The organism is Pseudoalteromonas phenolica, assembly GCF_001444405.1.
Lineage (GTDB): Bacteria > Pseudomonadota > Gammaproteobacteria > Enterobacterales > Alteromonadaceae > Pseudoalteromonas > Pseudoalteromonas phenolica.
This window is the reverse complement of sequence record NZ_CP013187.1, coordinates 677,166-691,723: the sequence shown is the minus strand read 5'-3', so window position 1 is coordinate 691,723 and position 14,558 is coordinate 677,166. Positions and strand designations below refer to the sequence as shown.

General features: G+C 43.9%; 12 protein-coding genes and 1 other RNA gene. 3 read left to right on the top strand and 10 right to left on the bottom strand.

Annotated elements, in window-relative coordinates; genetic code table 11:
• Nucleotides 1-708: 708 nt before the first annotated feature.
• From PP2015_RS03070 to PP2015_RS03050, 6 genes are all read right to left on the bottom strand, one after another.
• Nucleotides 709-1,440 carry an SEL1-like repeat protein gene (locus PP2015_RS03070; protein ID WP_058028881.1) on the bottom strand — a complete coding sequence of 244 codons (732 nt, stop codon included), beginning with the start codon at nt 1,438-1,440 and terminating at the stop codon, nt 709-711.
• Between the two features lie 140 nt (nt 1,441-1,580).
• A complete protein-coding gene (locus PP2015_RS21845; protein WP_157599065.1) occupies nt 1,581-1,784 on the bottom strand; it encodes a hypothetical protein in 204 nt (67 codons plus the stop codon).
• A 232-nt stretch (nt 1,785-2,016) separates the two neighbouring features.
• Entirely contained in the window at nt 2,017-4,908 is a 2,892-nt protein-coding gene (gene gcvP, locus PP2015_RS03065; protein WP_058028880.1) for an aminomethyl-transferring glycine dehydrogenase, read from the bottom strand.
• 212 nt (nt 4,909-5,120) lie between these two features.
• Nucleotides 5,121-5,510, bottom strand: a complete 390-nt coding sequence (gcvH, locus tag PP2015_RS03060; RefSeq protein ID WP_058028879.1) for a glycine cleavage system protein GcvH — start codon at nt 5,508-5,510, stop codon at nt 5,121-5,123.
• A 56-nt stretch (nt 5,511-5,566) separates the two neighbouring features.
• Nucleotides 5,567-6,649 (bottom strand): glycine cleavage system aminomethyltransferase GcvT, encoded by a 1,083-nt coding sequence (gene gcvT / locus PP2015_RS03055; RefSeq protein WP_058028878.1) that lies wholly within the window; start codon nt 6,647-6,649, stop codon nt 5,567-5,569.
• A gap of 124 nt (nt 6,650-6,773) precedes the next feature.
• Complete coding sequence (locus PP2015_RS03050) at nt 6,774-7,346, bottom strand: hypothetical protein (protein WP_058028877.1); 573 nt, start codon at nt 7,344-7,346, stop codon at nt 6,774-6,776.
• A gap of 128 nt (nt 7,347-7,474) precedes the next feature.
• Here PP2015_RS03050 and PP2015_RS03045 point away from each other — a divergent pair, with 128 nt between their 5' ends.
• On the top strand, nt 7,475-8,320 hold the full coding sequence (locus tag PP2015_RS03045; protein ID WP_058028876.1) for a LysR family transcriptional regulator: 846 nt from the start codon (nt 7,475-7,477) through the stop codon (nt 8,318-8,320).
• Between the two features lie 901 nt (nt 8,321-9,221).
• On the opposite strand, the gene PP2015_RS03040 is transcribed toward PP2015_RS03045, so the two are convergent.
• From PP2015_RS03040 to PP2015_RS03025, 4 genes are read right to left on the bottom strand one after another with little or no spacing between them, the layout of a single operon-like run.
• Nucleotides 9,222-10,400, bottom strand: a complete 1,179-nt coding sequence (locus tag PP2015_RS03040; RefSeq protein ID WP_058028875.1) for an FAD-dependent monooxygenase — start codon at nt 10,398-10,400, stop codon at nt 9,222-9,224.
• On the bottom strand, nt 10,400-11,581 hold the full coding sequence (ubiH, locus tag PP2015_RS03035) for a 2-octaprenyl-6-methoxyphenyl hydroxylase (RefSeq protein ID WP_058028874.1): 1,182 nt from the start codon (nt 11,579-11,581) through the stop codon (nt 10,400-10,402). Before ubiH ends, PP2015_RS03040 begins: the two co-directional genes overlap by 1 nt.
• A 9-nt stretch (nt 11,582-11,590) precedes the next feature.
• Entirely contained in the window at nt 11,591-12,901 is a 1,311-nt protein-coding gene (gene pepP / locus PP2015_RS03030) for a Xaa-Pro aminopeptidase (protein ID WP_058028873.1), read from the bottom strand.
• The gene (locus PP2015_RS03025) at nt 12,901-13,458 is read right to left on the bottom strand and encodes a UPF0149 family protein (RefSeq protein ID WP_058028872.1); all 558 of its coding nucleotides are present in this window, start codon (nt 13,456-13,458) and stop codon (nt 12,901-12,903) included. The genes pepP and PP2015_RS03025 overlap by 1 nt, the downstream gene beginning before the upstream one ends.
• Before the next feature lie 503 nt (nt 13,459-13,961).
• Between PP2015_RS03025 and ssrS the strand changes: the two genes are divergently transcribed.
• Together ssrS and PP2015_RS03020 are read left to right on the top strand one after the other, a co-directional pair.
• Nucleotides 13,962-14,144, top strand: a non-coding RNA gene (ssrS, locus tag PP2015_RS21560) — 6S RNA.
• Between the two features lie 163 nt (nt 14,145-14,307).
• Nucleotides 14,308-14,535: a hypothetical protein gene (locus tag PP2015_RS03020; protein ID WP_058028871.1), complete on the top strand. Its 228-nt coding sequence runs from the start codon at nt 14,308-14,310 to the stop codon at nt 14,533-14,535.
• The last annotated feature ends 23 nt before the right edge of the window (nt 14,536-14,558 follow it).

Below are 14,558 nucleotides of genomic sequence, written 5' to 3'. Positions count from 1 at the left end.
CCCATTCAAAAATATCCCTGAACCTCTGCTTATTTGATAAGTCAAATTTCCATATCAAAACACAAAAAATCAAATATAAAAATACGAATACATCTAAAAACATTTTAGTTCCTTTAATTACCTCTCATAAAAAGTAGCGAGCATAGAAATGGATGAATGTGTCACTCACTACTTGTCTTTAGTCTAACTCTTTGTCGCGTTGGCGACTACAACCAAGGGAAGGCTGCCGCCGGTCTCCCCTTGGAACCCCACGGCGCCCTTCATCATACTTATCGTGCAAAATACACGTTGCGAAGCAAGGTTACTTTTGCGCAAGGTGAAATAAGCAATTTTAACTTTAGTCAGAATCATCAAAGTACGTACACGCCATGAAGGTACATCCATGTACAAGCATGGCTTGGCTCGCATTGCCTAAATGGATTTAGGTACTTGGGATTTGTCGGGAACATAAATCCCGCCATGCGAGCGCATTACTCATCAATTTATTCTTTTCAGGGTGTGATAAAAGGGAAAGGGTGTAGCTTGTAAGTTATGGGGTTAAATTAAGCTTTGAGCTGTCTTTGAGCTCATAAGGTCAAATTCTTTGAACCTAAATACTACAAATGCTCAATGCAAGACCTGACCCTGTTGATTGTACAACTCTGACCCCTTTGATTACATGCAACGATGCAAAACCAGAATTCATCTATTATTATTTATAATAAATAGCTACTCTAATTTCCCCATACCAATTAATAACTGCTTTGCACTAGTAGAGCCATTTTTGTATGCTTCCATTAAATAAAAATCCCTTTTTTCCTCATTGTAGAGTGGTGACCTCTCAAAGCCATAATAACCTGAAAGCATATAATAATAATCACCTTCATAACCACTGTAGTCAAAAGTTGTAATCTTTTTTAGTACTTCACGTGCATCAATCTGTCCCTTAGATTCTAGAATAATATCTAATGCTAACCTGCCATATAGTATTGCCGCTTGTGGCCTTCCTCGCTCTAGTCCCCTCTTTAAAAATTTTATTAGTTTTTCCTTATTTTTGTATTTACCTTTTTTGTATAAAACAAACAAATTATGCATAGCAACGGTGTCTCCACCTGCAGAAGCTATTTCAAGGTAATTTATACCTAATTTAAGCTCTTCTAATTCATCACTCTGAGACAAGAAACTACCAAGCAAAAAGTATATATCTCTATACTCTTTTTCCAATAATGGACTAAGGGTGTCTACAGCTTTTTTAAGATCAATTTTAGTTGAGTAAAGACCATAGCCGTAAATTACTCCCAATAAATACTTTGCTTGATCATCTGTGCTTGAGCTCAATTTGTTTAAAACATCTTCTTTTCCTAGTTTTTGATAACTATTTATATCAAATTCAATATCATCAATTGATATTGAGAAAACTTTGAAAGTTATTAAATAAATCAAAACTATAAAATATTTCATTGTAACTACCCTGTTATAAGAGAGAAAACAAATTATACATAGTTTTCATTTACAAACTAATTGGGGCAATTCTTGCTTTGTGCAACACCAAACACGAAACCAATAGGTAACCCCCCCCTTTCTATCACGCCTGAAAATAATTAATTGATGAGTAATGTCAGCGCATGGTTGCGCTGCAAGGCTGACTTAGTCCATGAAAGGGTGACGAGTGACCACAAAAATGTATGGAACATTTTTGAACTGCGATTCAGATCCGGAGGATGAAAGGCAGGAAGCCTGAAATCAAACGAAGTTTCGCAGCGCGAGGAAGTGGAGGCATGGATGCCGACAGGCAGAAGCTTCATGGATGAATTCCTGCACATTATTGAATTGAAATACTTACCGCCCTTTGGTTGCCGTCGCCAACGCGACAAAGAGTTAAATTGAAGGCTGATTTTAAACCTGTCGCGCTAAAGCACGACCTACAGGATTAGAATGCCGCCATAAATGACGATCTACACCCACAAAAAAACCGCCTTAATTGCTTAAGGCGGTTTTCAAAAATCTAAGTCGGGGATTAGCCCGACCTACCATTCATTACTCTGCATATGTCTCAACTGCAGGGCAAGAACAGATAAGGTTACGGTCACCTAGTACATCGTCGATACGCGTAACTGTTGGCCAGAACTTATCTTTAGCAACTGCTTTCACTGGGAATGCAGCGTAGAAACGGTCGTATGCACGATCCCACTCGTTGCCAAGTACGTCAGCTTGCGTGTGCGGTGCAAATACTAGTGGGTTGTTTTCAACAGACCACTCGCCGTTTTCAACTTTGCGTACTTCTTCACGGATTGAAACCATGGCTTCGATGAAGCGGTCAATCTCAACCTTAGACTCAGACTCAGTTGGCTCGATCATTAACGTGCCCGCTACTGGGAACGACATAGTCGGCGCGTGGAAGCCATAGTCCATAAGACGCTTAGCAATGTCCATCTCTGTGATGCCAGACGCTTCTTTAAGTGGACGTAAGTCAACGATACATTCGTGTGCAACACGGTTGTTTTGACCACGGTAAAGAATTGGGTAGTGCTCGCTTAACTTCTCAGTTAGGTAGTTTGCGTTCACGATGGCCATCTCAGTTGCGTCTTTTAAGCCTTGGCTGCCCATCATTGTGATGTATGCCCAAGAGATAGGTAAGATAGCCGCTGAACCGTAAGGCGCTGCAGATACTGCACCGTTGCCTTCAGTTGTACCCGGTACGTTGATAACGCTGTGGTTAGGCATGAATGGCGCTAGGTGCGATTTAACACCGATAGGACCAACACCTGGGCCACCACCACCGTGTGGGATACAGAATGTTTTGTGAAGGTTTAAGTGCGATACGTCTGAACCGATTGAACCTGGGCTAGTTACACCAACTTGCGCGTTCATGTTCGCACCGTCCATGTAAACTTGGCCGCCGTGCTGGTGAACAATTTCACATACTTCACGGATAGACTCTTCGTATACACCGTGTGTAGATGGGTAAGTAACCATGATACAAGATAGGTTCTCTGACACTTCTTCGGCTTTCGCTTTAAGGTCAGCCATGTCGATGTTACCGTCGTCGTCACATGCAACAACCACAACTTTCATGCTTGCCATTTGCGCAGATGCCGGGTTAGTTCCGTGCGCTGAGCTTGGGATCAAACAAACGTTACGGTGACCTTCGCCACGTGACTCGTGATATTTACGAATAGCGATAAGACCTGCGTATTCACCTTGTGCACCTGAGTTAGGCTGCATAGATACTGCATCGTAACCTGTGATGTTTACTAACCAGTCGTGAAGCTCACCAATCATTGTTTGGTAACCTTGCGCTTGGTCTAGTGGGCAGAACGGGTGAAGCTCTGCAAACTCAGGCCAAGTTACTGGGATCATCTCAGCTGTCGCGTTTAGTTTCATGGTACATGAACCTAGCGAGATCATTGAGTGGTTAAGCGCTAAATCTTTGTTTTCAAGACGCTTGATATAACGCAGCATTTCAGTCTCGCTGTGGTACGAGTTGAAGTTAGGGTGCGTTAAGATTTCGTCGTCGCGTACTAGGCTTGCAGGAATACCTGTGATGTCGTCTGCAGATACTTGTGCGTCAAGTGCTGCAACATCAAGACCGTGGCCTTCACCTAGGATGATGTCGAATAGTGCTAATACGTCTGCACGGGTTGTTGTTTCGTTCACAGATACTGAGAACTCACCCGCGTGGTTTGTTGCAAAGTTCGTCTCTGCCGCGATTGCGCGTGCAACGATCTCTTCTTTGTTGTCAGCTACCACTGTGATTGTGTCGAACCAAGTGTCATGCTTAAGGCTCACACCTTTCGCTTTAAGACCTGTCGCTAAGATGCTTGCGAAACGGTTAATGCGCTGTGCAATTGTCTTAAGGCCTTGTGGACCATGGTAAACCGCGTAGAACGCAGCCATGTTTGCAAGTAGTACCTGAGCTGTACAGATGTTTGAGTTCGCTTTTTCACGACGGATGTGCTGCTCACGAGTCTGCATCGCCATACGTAGTGCATCGTTACCTAAACGGTCTTTAGATACACCGATGATACGACCAGGTAGTGAACGCTTGTACTTGTCGCGTGTTGCGAAGAATGCCGCGTGTGGACCACCGTAACCCATAGGTACACCAAAACGCTGCGCAGAACCAAGTACTACGTCTGCGCCTAGTTTACCTGGTGCTTTAAGTAGCATTAAGCTCATGATGTCAGCTGCAACACAGGCAATCGCTTTTTTGTCTTGTACTTGTGCGATTAGGTCAGTGATGTCTACCACTTCACCTGATGTTGTTGGGTACTGGAATAATGCACCGAAAATTTCATGGTTAGCTGCATCTGCCGCAGGACCTACTACCACTTCGAAACCAAACTGCTCTGCACGTGTTGTTACAACGTCGATTGTTTGTGTGTGAACGTCGTCAGCGATGAAGAAGATGTTTGCTTTTTTTGCTTTAGATACGCGCTTAGCAAGGGCCATTGCTTCTGCTGCTGCAGTTGATTCGTCTAGTAGAGATGCAGATGCTAGGTCTAGACCTGTGATGTCAATCGTCAACGTTTGGAAGTTTAATAGTGATTCTAAACGACCTTGAGCGATCTCAGGCTGGTAAGGCGTATACGCTGTGTACCAACCTGGATTTTCTAATACGTTACGTAAAATTACATTCGGTACGTGTGTTGGGTGGTAGCCCTGACCGATGTAAGATTTGAAGATTTTATTTTGGCTAGCAACAGACTTTAGGTAGCTTAGTGCTTCAACTTCTGTGCGGCTCTCACCCACTGCTAAACCCTGCTCTAAACGAATACCAGCTGGTACTGTTTGCGTGATTAGCTCTTCAACGCTTGATACGTTAAGTGCCGATAGCATGTCGCTCACTTGTGCCGGTGTAGGGCCAATATGGCGGCGGATAAAATCTTGCTTTTGCTCTAATTGCTCAAGAGATTTAGCGTTTGACATTAGTCTAGATTCCTATGATCCAAAAAATTTAGGGGGTTAGTGCTGATTCCTGCTGCGGGTACTGCTCTGGCTTCAGCTTTATCAACTTATCGCTAAGTTGATGAAAAAGTTCTGTACTCTGTATGGTTTAGTACGGACCTTTTTTAAAATTAAACTATAAAAGTTTAAAACAACAAAAGCCCCACGAGGGGCTTTTGTGATCAACGAAGTAATTAGTCTTCGTCGATTGCGTTTTCGTAACCTTCAGCGTCAAGAAGGTTCGCAAGCTCTGACTCGTCAGACGCTTTAACTTTGAACAACCAACCGTCACCGTATGCGTCGTTGTTAACGTTTTCAGGTGAATCTTCTAGGTCTTCGTTGATTGCTACAACTTCACCAGTGATAGGTGCGTAGATGTCAGATGCTGCTTTTACAGACTCTGCTACTGCACAGTCTTCGCCAGCGTCAACTTCGTCACCAACTTCTGGTAATTCAACGAATACCATGTCGCCTAGAAGCTCTTGTGCGTGCTCTGTGATACCTACAGTGTAAACGCCGTCGCCTTCAGCGCGAACCCACTCGTGTGAAGACGCGTATTTTAACTCGCTAGGAATGTTGCTCATCTTTTTGTTCCTTTGGTTCGGTGTAATAACTGGACGATGGTTCGCCCTTATTAATATTAAATAACTGACTTGCCGTTACGCACGAAGCAAGGCTTCACTACTTTAACGTCAACTAACTTTTTACGCATTTCTACTTGCGCTGTTTCGCCCGTTGAGCGAGGAACACGCGCTAGTGCAACACTAAAGCCTAATGTCGGAGAGAATGTACCAGAAGTAATGATACCTTCGCCACCTTCTACGACAACTTTAGAGCCACCACGTAGAACACCTTTGCTTTCAAGTACTAGACCAACTAGCTTGTGTGTGCTCTTTTCAGCACGTTGCTTAGCAACCGCTTCACGACCGATGAAGTCACGATCTTCAGGTTCCCATGCAATCGTCCAAGCCATGTTTGCAGCAAGTGGAGATACAGTTTCATCCATATCTGAACCGTATAGGTTCATGCCCGCTTCTAAACGTAGCGTATCACGTGCGCCAAGGCCAGCCGGAGCGACGCCTGCGTCTAATAATTTTTGCCATAGGTCAGCTGCATCATCGTTGTGTACAACGATTTCGTAGCCTGCTTCGCCAGTGTAACCAGTCGTTGCAATGAATAGGTTGCCCGCTTGTACACCGAAGAATGGTTTCATACCTTCAACTGCAGCGTTTTGCGCGTCATCAAGTACTTTAGCTGTTTTTTCTTTTGCGTTAGGGCCTTGTACTGCGATCATCGCAAATTCAGGACGCTCAGTGATTTCTACTGCGAAATCAGCCGCAACTTTAGCAATGTGCGCTAAATCTTTTTCACGCGTTGCTGAGTTAACAACTAGGCGGTATTCAGTGTCTGAGAAGAAGTAGATGATAAGGTCGTCAATTACGCCGCCTTCTTCATTTAACATGCCTGTGTAAAGTGCTTTACCAGGTACTTCTAGTTTAGCTACATCGTTCGCTACAAGCTTACGTAAGAATGCTTTTGCGTCTGCGCCTTTAACGTCCACAATTGTCATGTGAGATACGTCGAACATACCTGCATCAGTACGAACTGCGTTGTGCTCTTCGATTTGTGAACCATAGTTGATTGGCATTTCCCAACCGTGGAAGTCAACCATTTTTGCGCCAGCTTCTACGTGCTTAGCGTGTAGTACAGTTTTAGAAGTCATATCATTCCTTCACTAATTACTGACCTTGTAGTGTATGGCTACAAGATTGCCTCTTCGAGGCGGGGTTAATGCAATAACAGCTAAGGCACCCGTATTGAGTGCCTTAGCAAATTTTATTTGAAATCTAGTTTAGGCTAAAGCCTTGTTCTTGCAACTGTTGATGCCATTTATTCAGAGTGTCAGTTTGGGCAATCAACTGATACTGCTGCAAGTCGTCTGAAAGTAATGAAGTAACGAACACTTCACCACTTTGACGGCCATAGCACACTTGCTCGTCTGATAAACGCAGACCCGGTGTTAAGCCAAACTGCTTGATAATGGTATCAAACGCTTGCTCACCGCTTAATGTGCTCATGCTTAAATCTTTACGCGCCACCAGCTCGATGTCGTAATCGCTGTGGTGGGCTTCGACCAAATTTTGTAGCTCATCAGCGTGATTTTGTTCAATCACAAAGCGGTAAGCCGTTTCACTGAAGTAATAAACCGTAAATGCCGCACCCGATGCCAGTTGGCCTTTAACGCCTAAACCCGGTGCTAATAGTTTATTTAGATTAATACCTAAAACTTGGTTTAAAAATGGTGTGGTTTCGAAGCCACTGAAGTCTAAGACCAATTGTGCGCTGTCTAACACTAATGTGTTTAGCGCAGGCGCTGTGCCTTGACGATGTTTTGCAAACATACTGGCTGAAAATGTCATAACCACACCTTAATAAAACTTTAATTTGTGCAGTATATGAGTGCATTTGGGCAACAACAAATTGTATTTATTTATACATTGATAAATAATGCTTATGTAACTTGGTTTTATAAATTGATTTTTTAAATATGAAGAACTTATCGAACGACGGCTTACGCACATTTGTTACTGTGGTTGAATTAGGTGGCTTTGCCAAGGCCGGTGAACTGCTGGGATTATCGCAACCTGCGGTGTCATTACAAATTAAACGACTCGAAGAAATGCTCGGCTGTCGGCTGTTTAAAAAACAAGGTCAAAGACAAGTTATCAATCAATATGGCGAGCTTTTGCTGCCGCTGGCTAAACAAATGCTGCAACAAAACGACGCCATTTTACAGCAGTTCACCTCTGAAAGTGTGACCGGTAAAGTGCGCCTAGGTATTCCAAGTGAATTTGCAGCGCGCATTCTGCCGTCTATTATTGGCGACTTTGTTTCTCTTTATCCTGATGTGGCCCTCGAAGTGAAGTCACGTTTGAGTAAGCATTTGTTGTCTGTCTCGCGCCAAGATCAATTCGATTTAGTGTTGGCACTGAATGAAGAGCTTAATTCAGATCAGTTCCCTGTGTTTATGCAAGACCAACTGGTATGGGTCGGTAATTTAAACCTCGCCAAGAACGATGTAGTGACTTTGGTCACCGCACCTGAGGGCTGTATCTACCGCCGCCGCGCCATCGAAGCCCTTCAACAAGCCGGATTAAAATACCGTATTGTTTACAGCAACGCCGATTTAACCGGTTTAATCGCCGCGATTAAAGAAGACCTAGGCGTCACCGTGCTAGCCAAAAGCACCGTACCAAGCGATTTAAACTACCAATCACATACCCCTAACCTACCCGAGCTAGGCCAAATTGGTATTTGCTTGGTAAAAAATTCACCCGAATCTGTGCATGCGGTGGATAAGTTAGCTGAGTTTATTGAGTTGAGATTGGGGTAAGCGGTAAGCGGTAAGCGGTAAGCGGTAAGCGGTAAGCGGTAAGCGGTAAGCGGTAAGCGGTAAGCGGTAAGCGGTAAGCGGTAAGCGGTAAGCGGTAAGCGTACAATAGTTTGCGAGTTACGAGTTACGAGTTACGAGTTACGAGTTACGAGTTATCAAGATGATTCTAAAAGCGCGACGTAAAGTCAGCGCCTACAGGATGTAAAAATTTGCTTTGTAGGCGCGGGTTTACCCCGCGCTAATAAATGTGGTTCGGCTCACCCGTCACCCTGAATTTATTTCAGGGTCTATTTTTATCTACTGGATCCTGACCTTCGTCAGGATAACAAGTTGTGTATTTGTGATGGTTCAAAAAGCGCGACATAAAGTCAGCGCTTACAGAATGAATATCAATCTAACAGGCTACGCCCTACCCCCTTCTATCACGCCTGAAAATAAGTAATTGATGAGTAATTCATTTCATGGATGAAATGTAAGGCTGACTTAGTCCATGGATGGACTATTCAGCCGCTTACGTTCACATCAATTATTTATTTGAAGAATTAGCGTGATAGAGAGGCGCCGTGGGAGTCCAAAGGGCGGTCGGCGGCAGCCGCCCTTTGGTTGCTGTCGCCAACGCGACAAAGAGTTAAATTGAAGACTACTGTAAAACAATTTTAAAAATAGATTAGTGTTGTATTACATCCATGTAGCTACGCCCATCGGGTATCCATACCCTCACCTCCTCGCGCTGCGAAACTTCGTTTCGGTCTTAATAATGTTTGGTGAGTATATTACGTCCATGTAGCCTGGGTCCGGTTCGGCCATCCAAGGCCTCACGCTCAACGCTAGTCTTGCTGCGCGCACTCGCAAGCCTCAAGACACGTTTCGCCCTTGCGCAAAAATAACCTACTTCGTAGGTCTATTTTGCACTACCTTTCCCAACAGCCTCTTTGGCAAACAGGGTTTTAATCGGCCCTAAGTTATCAACCATACTCAAGCCAACACCGCGGATCAGCTTCTTCAACGGGTTATCGCCTTCAAACAACTCTTTTAAACCTTGCATCATGGCAATGTGCTTTTGCGCATCAAGTTTACGGGCACGTTCGTATTCACGCAGCACGCGTGTGCTGGCAAATTCTTGCTTGCTGTCGGTGAGTAGTTTAATTAATAGAGCCGCATCTTTAAGACCTAGGTTCATACCTAACCCAGCCAGCGGGTGAATGGTGTGTGCAGCATCACCCATCAACGCAATTTTGCCGTTTACCCACTGTTGGGCGTAACGCATTTTCAGTGGGAACACTGCTCGGTCATCTTGTACTTCGCATAAACCACATTGACCGTCGATGGCGACATTCAATGCTTTATTAAACTCAGCGTTGTCTAATGACATCAAATGCTGTGCTTGTTCAGGTGAGGTTGACCACACGATTGATTGACTAAGTTCATCACTCAGCGGTAAAAACGCCAAAGGACCAGTTGGTAAAAATACTTGTCTTGCAGTGTGGCTGTGCGTCTCTTGCGTCTTAACCGTTGCGACGATGGCGTGGTGGCCGTAGTCCCAAAAGGTAATGGGCATTTTAAACTGAGTACGAATACCCGAATTTGCCCCATCTGCTGCAACTAATAGCTTCGCCATAACTGGCATGCCGGATTCTAAGGTGATTAACACGTCAGTGTCGGTTTGATGAATAGCTTGATAACGAGTATTAAAGCTAAGCGTTGCAGATGAATACTGTTTTAACTGCTGAAACAGCGCATAACGAATGGCATCATTTTCAATGATGTGGCCAAGCTCAGGTAAATCTAGCTCGGTGCTGTTAAACGCAATTTTGCCAAAACTGTCTTTATCTCTGACATCCATATGCGTATAGGCACAGGTGCGCTGCGCTAAAATATCATCCCATGCACCTAGCTCAGAAAATAACGTTTGACTGGCAAGACTGATGGCACTCACACGATTAGCAAACTGCTCAGTAAGTGGTGCAGGCTCACTGCCCGCATCAATCACGTGTACATTAATGTTATTTTTTGCCAGACCTAACGCCAAAGTAAGGCCTACACAGCCGCCACCGACAATACATACTTGCGCTTGTTGCATCAGCTTTTTCCTTTAATAACATGACCCATTAGTTGCTTGGCTAACGGTGCTTTTAAATTTTCAGACAGTGACATGGCAAGCAAACCGCAGCTGCGACCGAGTGCCATTAAACGAGAAGAGTTTGAGAATAGTCGCACGAGCGCATCGGTCAGTGTCATCACCGTTTTGATGTCTTGTGCACGCGCACGATTATAAGCTTGCGTAAAGGCATGTTCACCCAAAGCATGTTGCTTTGATGCAATCAGCTCAACCAAGGCTTGAATGTCTCTTAAACCCAAATTAAAACCTTGCCCAGCAATGGGGTGAATCGCATGCGCGGCATTACCAATTAATAGGCTACGGTGATGAACCAGCTGCTCGACTCGACCTAGTACCAGCGGATATTGTGCGCGCATACCAACCTGTTTGAATACCCCAGCGCGATAGCCAAAGGCAGCTTGCAGCTCAGCAATAAAGGCTTTTGGTTCAAGCGTTTTGTAATGTTCAAGGTGTACGTTTGGCATACACCAAACCAGCGAGTAGCGATTTTGTGTCATAGGGAGCAGTGCCATTGGCCCATGCTCGGTAAAACGTTCAAACGCTTGGCCGCTATGACCGCCTTCAACTTCGATATTGGCGATTAGCGCCCCTTGCTCATAAGCCAGACTATCAAAACCAATATTGAGCTGTTTACGCGTGGGTGATTGTGCACCATCGGCAACAACCAATAACTTTCCACTTAACTGAGTTTCGTCGTTTAAGGTTAGCTCAACACTGTCTTGTGTTTGCTTTAATTCGCTAATGGCCGCTGGGCAGTATAGTTGAATGTCAGTTTTAGCTAATTGTTGATGTAAATAAGCACCAAATGGGTTCACTTCCACCACATAACCAAGGGCATTCGTTTTATAGTCTTGGTGGTGCAATGACGTTTTACCAAAGTGACCTCTATCAGACACATGCACTTGCTTAATGGCTTCGGCAAACGGCCAGTCGGCATTAAACAAGTTAAATTGCTTTAAATACTGCACAGATTGATCGGCCAAGGCAATTGAGCGGTCGTCAAAACTGGGGTGTGTTTGGCTTTTTGGTGCAAATGCCTCAATCACGGCAACTTGCAAAGTTGGGCTGGTTTTTTTGATTGCCAAAGCAGCGGTGGCCCCTGCCATACCGCCGCCTACAATCACAACATCAAAGTGCTGCAACGCATTCTCCTACTGCTGCATTAACGCTTCTATTTCTGCTACGGTTTTCGGCACGTCTTGGGTCAGATTTTCGTGACCATTTTCAGTTACCAATAGGTCGTCTTCAATGCGAATGCCGATGCCTTTATATTGTTCTGGCACTTGTGCATCTTCATCGAAGTACAAACCAGGCTCTATGGTCAACACCATACCCGGTGCGAATGGCCTTTCAGCTTCATCGAGTTTGTACTCGCCCACATCGTGCACATCAAGGCCTAACCAGTGACCTAAACCATGCATATAGAACGCTTTGCATGCTTGTTTTTCAACAAGTGTATCTAACTCGCCAGATAAAATACCGAGCTCGATCAAACCTTGGGTCATTACTGTCATCACCGCTTTATTAGCAGCAACCAAAGTACCGCCTGGCTTCACATGCTCAAATGCCGCCGCTTGAGCTTTTAATACCAGCTCATAAATGGTTTTTTGTGGCTCACTGAATTTACCAGACACAGGGAAAGTTCGCGTGATATCAGCGGCATAACCTTCAAGCTCACACCCTGAGTCAATCAACACTAAGTCGCCAGCTTTTAAAGTATCGCTGTTTTCTGTGTAATGCAGAATATTGGCATTATTGCCTGAGCCGACAATGGTGCCATAAGCCGGATAGCGTGCGCCGTTCATAGCATAATGATGATGAAGTTCGGCTTCTAGTTGGTATTCAGTAGCATCAGGTTTGGCAAACTGCATTGCACGCACATGACCTTCAGCGCTAATTTGACCCGCTTTACGCATCACGGCAATTTCTGCGTCTGATTTAAACAAACGCATTTCATGAATAAGCGGTCGTGTATCTTTGATGATCTCAGGCGCGCGATAGCCTTTTTTCGGTGCACCGCGCAGGGTATTTAATAAAGCCCATACCTTGTCATCAAACGCACTATAAGTACCTTGCGCGTAAAATAAAGTGCGATTGCCATTCACTAACTGCAGTAGCTCATCGTCTAACTCACTCAACGGATAAGTTTCATCAAACTGATAATCTGATTTAGCGCTTTCATAGCCCACTCTGCGGCCGTGCCAAATCTCGGCAGTTTTATCTTTGTTGCGACAGAATAACGTGCTTTTACCTTCACCTTGTTTGTCTTTTGACAAGACTAAAATGGCATCAGGTTCTTTAAAGCCGGTTAGGTAGAAAAAGTCGCTGTCTTGGCGAAACGGGAATTCGGTATCGCGGCTACGAGTGAGCTCAACCGCTGCAGGAATAATCGCTACGCTGTGGTTGTCGAGTTGCGCAAGTAATTTGCTTCTGCGCTGAACAAATTCTTGAATGCTGATCATTAGTGTAACGTCTTTGATGGAGTAACCGTTTCTCTACCCATTTCAGCAAAACATAACAGTGCTGAAACACGGATATATTCAACAATTTCATGGAAAGCTTGTTGGTCTTCTTCTTCTTCACCGAAGTCAGTGTCGAGCTTAGTGATTTCACTAAAATCGCTGATCACTTCTTTGACATCAGCCGACAGCTTGCCATAGTCTTTTTGCTTTAAGCCAAAACCCAATAAAAAGCCCGACACCCATGCCACTAGCGCATTGGCTTTATCTAGTAGGGTTTCGTCTTCATTTGGCAAATACAGCTCAAAGTTTGGCTCTTCGCTGTTGAAGCATGACATAACATGCGTAAACATTTGGCCAAATAGACCTTTTAATTCATTTGAGAAACTTTGTCCGTCGTTAAACACGTCACTTAACATGATCAGGTAATCTTTTTCATCAATGTTTAAGCCACAAGCCAGCAAACCACTGATGGTGCCGTGTGCTTCTGAAGGCGATACGAAAATATCATGCTTTTCAAGCAGCAGTTGTGCTTGTGTGTAATCGGTCATTTCTGTCATTGCTAATGCTCGTCAAAGAATCTTCATTATAAGAACATACTCAATTTAAAAAGTACGTCTTAATTTAATTGCTATTAATGCTAACACTCACAGTATAGCAACTCCAAACAATTGTCTTTAAAGGGCTTCATTTATACCCAAACCACCTAAAGATACGAGATTCAGCGAGAATTGATTGGCTGTCAGACAAGGCATTGATTTGAAGATCTAGTGATTCTAAATCAAAAATTGATAACGCAGTATGAAAGCCAATCAAACTCGCCCAAGGGAGCGTGCTTTCAGTCCTATTTCATCGTCAAAGAACTTGGAAAAGACGCGTCATTTCGCTGCGTCCTTTTCCTTGAACTAGAACAGAAGGCAGCGCTCTGAATCATCCATCTTGAGGAAGTGTGGGTATAAGCAATTGTTGTTAATATCAGCAGCGGCGTTTAATTTGCCAGCAGTTGAACTGATATTTTTTGATTTATGGTTTACCTCTGCTGCGAGTCTTATATACTGAAGTTAATTCCCTAGCTCGTAGGACAGCAGATTAAGTCCCTGAGCCGATAAACTTTATCTAGGGGTGTAGTTTGCTTACTATTGCGCAAGCTTGGCATGTACCGAGAAGCCTACGGTGAGCTGTTACACTCCGCCTTGAACCTTAGGGTTCAAGGGCTGACATCAGCATCCGCGAAGCCGGGGAAGTCTTACCTTATATTCGAGCCCTCTTTTTAATTCAATTAATGCCTTTAATCAATTAATGAAATATTTCATAAAAAATACACATTATTAATTTTTTATTTACAATTAAATAACTCTAGTGATATTTGTATTAGCGCTTTATACAAAAAATAATCAAGGAGTTTGAAAATGAAAATTAAAGCAATCCTATTAGGCGCTGTTTCTGCCATTACCCTAGCCACTTCTATGCAAGCAAGCGCTTGGTTCGAAAATGAATCATATTTTGTTGAATGTTATGACGACGCAACAAATAAACCTCTTTTCTTCCAAATGGTGTACAGCCGCACTCAAGTAAACTCGCTAATCAGCCGCTGTTCAAGTCTTGGCGGTAGTGCATTCGTTGAAAGAGTTAGATAATTAAAATAATTAAACAAGGAAAT

Excerpts from the sequence above, each read along its gene's own strand:
- PP2015_RS03040 (WP_058028875.1), bottom strand. The coding sequence starts at position 10,400 with ATGCAACAAGCGCAAGTATGTATTGTCGGTGGCGGCTGTGTAGGCCTT.
- PP2015_RS21845 (WP_157599065.1), bottom strand. The coding sequence starts at position 1,784 with ATGAAGCTTCTGCCTGTCGGCATCCATGCCTCCACTTCCTCGCGCTGC.
- gcvT (WP_058028878.1), bottom strand. The coding sequence starts at position 6,649 with ATGACTTCTAAAACTGTACTACACGCTAAGCACGTAGAAGCTGGCGCA.
- PP2015_RS03050 (WP_058028877.1), bottom strand. The coding sequence starts at position 7,346 with ATGACATTTTCAGCCAGTATGTTTGCAAAACATCGTCAAGGCACAGCG.
- PP2015_RS03025 (WP_058028872.1), bottom strand. The coding sequence starts at position 13,458 with ATGACAGAAATGACCGATTACACACAAGCACAACTGCTGCTTGAAAAG.
- gcvH (WP_058028879.1), bottom strand. The coding sequence starts at position 5,510 with ATGAGCAACATTCCTAGCGAGTTAAAATACGCGTCTTCACACGAGTGG.
- PP2015_RS03070 (WP_058028881.1), bottom strand. The coding sequence starts at position 1,440 with ATGAAATATTTTATAGTTTTGATTTATTTAATAACTTTCAAAGTTTTC.
- PP2015_RS03045 (WP_058028876.1), top strand. The coding sequence starts at position 7,475 with ATGAAGAACTTATCGAACGACGGCTTACGCACATTTGTTACTGTGGTT.
- gcvP (WP_058028880.1), bottom strand. The coding sequence starts at position 4,908 with ATGTCAAACGCTAAATCTCTTGAGCAATTAGAGCAAAAGCAAGATTTT.
- pepP (WP_058028873.1), bottom strand. The coding sequence starts at position 12,901 with ATGATCAGCATTCAAGAATTTGTTCAGCGCAGAAGCAAATTACTTGCG.
- PP2015_RS03020 (WP_058028871.1), top strand. The coding sequence starts at position 14,308 with ATGAAAATTAAAGCAATCCTATTAGGCGCTGTTTCTGCCATTACCCTA.